We start from the raw sequence: 3,666 nt of genomic DNA on the forward strand, positions 1-3,666 counted from the left end.
GTCGAACGCCGCTTCTGCCACCTCAAGCAGTGGCGCGGCCTCGCCACCCGCTACGACAAACTCGCCATCGTCTACCACGCCGCCGCCGTCTTGAACGCTGTCATCGCCTGGACCACGCATTTACGAGACACGGCCTAGCTGGCCCCAGTCCTGGCCGTGCAGCCGGATGCCGCCGTCGGTGATCGAGAAGACCCGGTAGCGCGGAGCCTGCTGGCTGTCCCCTGGCAGCACCGCCTCCCGCCACCACCGCACGTCCTCCACTTGGCTGCGCGGCGTGTCCGGGGGCGGCACCATGTACCTGTAAAGGAACGGCGAGACCGACACGCCGATGTACTTGCCGCGTACCCAGGCATTCTCCACCGTCGCCTGCGACCGAGTGCCCGCCTGCTGGAGCTTCGCGGGATGCCGTTGCCCGTCCGGCGGCACGAACTCGGCGGCCGGCACGCTCGGCAACCGAACGCCGGTGCGGAACGCCGCCACGCCGCCGAACCAGACGAGGAGCACCACCACAAGCACGCCGGCCAACCAGGCGCTGCGGCGCTTGTGCCGCGACCGCGGCGGTGCCGGCGGGGGCGGGGCGCCGGCGATGGCAGGCCGCTCCCACGGCGGGCGGGGGACGTGTCGTCCGGGCACGCTCTGCGGCCCGTACCGACTGTCCACTACGCTCCCCGCCAGCTTCCGCGACGTAACCCCTGACCGTCCGATGGTAGATGCAGCGGCGCGTTCGCAGTGCCGCACCAGAACCAACGTCGACGGGCGCGCATCGGACTCGGTGTCTCGTCGGTCGCGGGTGAGGAGTCGCAGTGAAGGAATGGGGTACGGGGCTCAGCAGCAATAGCGAAAGGCAGATCATGTTGCGGGTCCGCTCCGCCGATGGCGCACGTATGCCGGTGCACATCGTTGCCGACCCTTGGGCTCGAGGTCCTGATATCGAGGTCCGCGGTAGGCACCCGGAGCCGTCCGAGGACAAAGCGCGCGTCGAGGTGACTGACACCACCGGAGTGCTTCGTGAACGACGTGCTGGCGACGTGGCCGTCCCTCCAGATGCCGACGTCATCGATGTCACCATTCCCGCAACTCCGGCGGGGGTACCTGATCACGTGCTCAACGGACCGGTACATATCCTCGCCGCGCAGGGCGAGTTGGACGCGACCGCCGACCACCACGAGCTGACGGTGGGGTCGGTCACCGGCAACGCCGTTCTGACGACCGTCAGGAGAAGCATCGACGTCGCCCACGCCAATCCCAGGAACAACCTGACCATGAACACCGACAACGGTGACATCTACTACTCGTTGCCGACGGACCGGAAGGCCAGGAGAAAGATCCGCGCGGCACGCGTTAGGCAGCCATCCCGAGGCGCTTCCGCAGTCCTACCCGGACGATCTGTTGCGTGGCACTAGGGTGTCGCCGTGGCGAAGTACGTGGACGTGCATGCGGAGAACCCACAGCCCCGTGCGATCAGGCAGGTCGTGGAGCTCGTCAGGTCGGGCGGCCTGATCGCCTACCCGACCGACTCGTGTTACGCACTGGGCTGTTCGCTGGACAGCCAGGAGGCACGCGACCGGATCATCACCATCCGGCGGCTGGACAGCAAGCACCACTTCACTTCACCCTGGTGTGCAAGGACTTCGGCCAGCTCGGGCAGTTCACGCACATCGACAACACGGTGTTCCGCGCGATCAAGGCCGCGACGCCGGGCAGCTACACGTTCATCCTGCCGGCGACGAAGGAAGTGCCGCGGCGGCTGCAGCACCCGAAGAAGAAGACCATCGGCGTGCGCATCCCGCGGCACAACGTCGTACGCGCCCTGCTGACCGAGCTCGAAGAGCCGCTGCTGTCCAGCACGCTGCTGCTGCCCGACACCCTGGAGCCGATGACCGACGGCTGGGAGATCAAGGACCTGCTCGACAACCAGCTCGACGCGGTCATCGACTCCGGTGAGTGCGGCCTGGAGCCGACCACGGTGGTCGACTTCTCCGCAGGCGCGCCGGAGATCCTGCGCACCGGCGCCGGCGACCCCACCCCGTTCAGCTGACCCCGCCGCAGCTGGCTCAGGCCAAGCGGGCGCGGCGGGTGGGGCGGCCCGGGCCGGTGGCGAAGTACTGGGGTGAGCGCGCCTTCACCACGTCGATGTCCTGGAAGACCTGGCGTAGGTGCGCGCGCAGGGCCTCCTCGGCGGCGTCCGGGTCGCGGGAGGCCAGGCGGTCGACGATGTCGGTGTGCTGTTCGAGCATCCGGTCGAGGGTGTCGGCTACCGGGAGGCAGGCACGCCGGGCACGGTCGAGGTGGGCCTTTGCGGCGCTGACTACGGTCCACGCCGCGCCGTGGCCGGCCAGCTCGAGCATGGTGCGGTGCAGGTCCTCGTCGAGGCCGAAGAACTGGTCGACGTCGACGGCCGCGACGGCGGTGCGCTGCTGGTCGAGGATGCCGCGCAGCCGGCCGAGGTGACGGTCGTCGACGTTGCCGGCCAGCTCACGCATCGACGCCGTCTCCAGCGCCTCGCGGATGAACTGCGCGTCGGCGACCGCGTCCCTGTCGATCCTGGAGACGAACGTGCCCACCTGGGGGTAGATCTCGATCAGCCCCTCGTTGGCGAGCAGGATCAGCGCCTCCCGCACCGGCGTGCGGCTCACCCCGAGCTCGGCGGCGATCTCGTTCTCGCCCAGCCCCACGCCGGGCTCGTAGGTCAGGTCCAGGATGCGGCGCCGCACCTCGGCGACCACCACGTCCCGCGCAGTGCTGCCCCTGCTCCCCGATCGGACGCTCATGCGACCGAGTCTATTGACTGGGATGCTTGCATGGCACTACTAATATACTAGTAGTTCAACCGGGCAAAGGAGGCCGTGGTGAGCACAGGTACAGCGGCCGTACCGCGAGATCCCTACGTCCTGACCACGGACGACGTCCGCGAACCGCCCACCGGCTGGCGTGGCTCGGTGCGGTTCCTCGGTCCCGGACTGGTCCTCAGCGCCTCCATCGTGGGCTCCGGCGAGCTGATCGCCACCACCGCGCTGGGGGCGGAAGCCGGCTTCGTGCTGCTGTGGCTGGTCGTCCTCAGCACGCTGGTGAAGGTCGCCGTGCAGGTCGAGCTGGCCCGCTGGTCGATCGTCACGGGACGCACCGCACTCGAGGGCTATAACGACGTGCCGCCGCGCTTCGGCAGGCTCGGCTGGGTCACCCTGATGTGGATCGTGATGGCCGTGGTCAAGGTGCTCCAGGTCGGCGGGGTGGTCGGTGGCCTCGCGGCGGCGTTGAGCATCCTGTTCCCGATCGGTTCCGGGCCGCTGGAGTTCACCTCGCTGGCCATCTGGACGACGATCGTGGTCGTCGCTGCGATCGCGTCGCTGTACTCGAACAAGTACTCGCTCATCGAACGCGGCGCCGTGGCGCTGACCGTGCTGTTCGTGCTGATCACGTGCGCGATCGCGTTCGGCCTGCCGGCGACCGAGATCGGGTACGGCCTCGACGACCTCGGCCACGGCATGCGGTTCGCGCTGCCGGCCGGCGCCGTCGGCGCGGCGGTCGCGATGTTCGGCCTGACCGGGGTGACCTCGGACGAGATCACGTACTACACGTACTGGTGCATCGAGAAGGGCTACGCACGGTGGGTCGGCCCGAACGACGGCAGCGCCGAGTGGAAGCAGCGCGCGAAGGGCTGGATCA

General features: G+C 68.8%; 5 protein-coding genes and 1 pseudogene. 4 read left to right on the forward strand and 2 right to left on the reverse strand.

Annotation, left to right across the window (positions count from 1 at the left end; genetic code table 11):
* Nucleotides 1-138, forward strand: a 138-nt coding sequence (locus GEV07_30775) for a transposase (GenBank protein ID MQA06893.1), incomplete at its 5' end; no start/stop codon positions are given.
* On the opposite strand, the gene GEV07_30780 is transcribed toward GEV07_30775, so the two are convergent.
* Nucleotides 121-660 carry a hypothetical protein gene (locus tag GEV07_30780; GenBank protein MQA06894.1) on the reverse strand — a complete coding sequence of 180 codons (540 nt, stop codon included), beginning with the start codon at nt 658-660 and terminating at the stop codon, nt 121-123. The genes GEV07_30775 and GEV07_30780 overlap by 18 nt on opposite strands.
* Nucleotides 661-884: 224 nt before the next feature.
* Between GEV07_30780 and GEV07_30785 the strand changes: the two genes are divergently transcribed.
* The gene (locus GEV07_30785) at nt 885-1,403 is read left to right on the forward strand and encodes a hypothetical protein (protein ID MQA06895.1); all 519 of its coding nucleotides are present in this window, start codon (nt 885-887) and stop codon (nt 1,401-1,403) included.
* A gap of 9 nt (nt 1,404-1,412) precedes the next feature.
* Nucleotides 1,413-2,038 (forward strand): annotated as a pseudogene (locus GEV07_30790) (threonylcarbamoyl-AMP synthase).
* A 16-nt stretch (nt 2,039-2,054) separates the two neighbouring features.
* Here GEV07_30790 and GEV07_30795 read toward each other — a convergent pair.
* Nucleotides 2,055-2,771 (reverse strand): FCD domain-containing protein, encoded by a 717-nt coding sequence (locus GEV07_30795; GenBank protein ID MQA06896.1) that lies wholly within the window; start codon nt 2,769-2,771, stop codon nt 2,055-2,057.
* Between the two features lie 78 nt (nt 2,772-2,849).
* Between GEV07_30795 and GEV07_30800 the strand changes: the two genes are divergently transcribed.
* A partial coding sequence (locus GEV07_30800) for a divalent metal cation transporter (protein ID MQA06897.1) occupies nt 2,850-3,666 on the forward strand: 817 nt, incomplete at its 3' end.

The sequence above is a fragment of the Streptosporangiales bacterium genome, from assembly GCA_009379825.1.
GTDB lineage: Bacteria > Actinomycetota > Actinomycetes > Streptosporangiales > WHST01 > WHST01.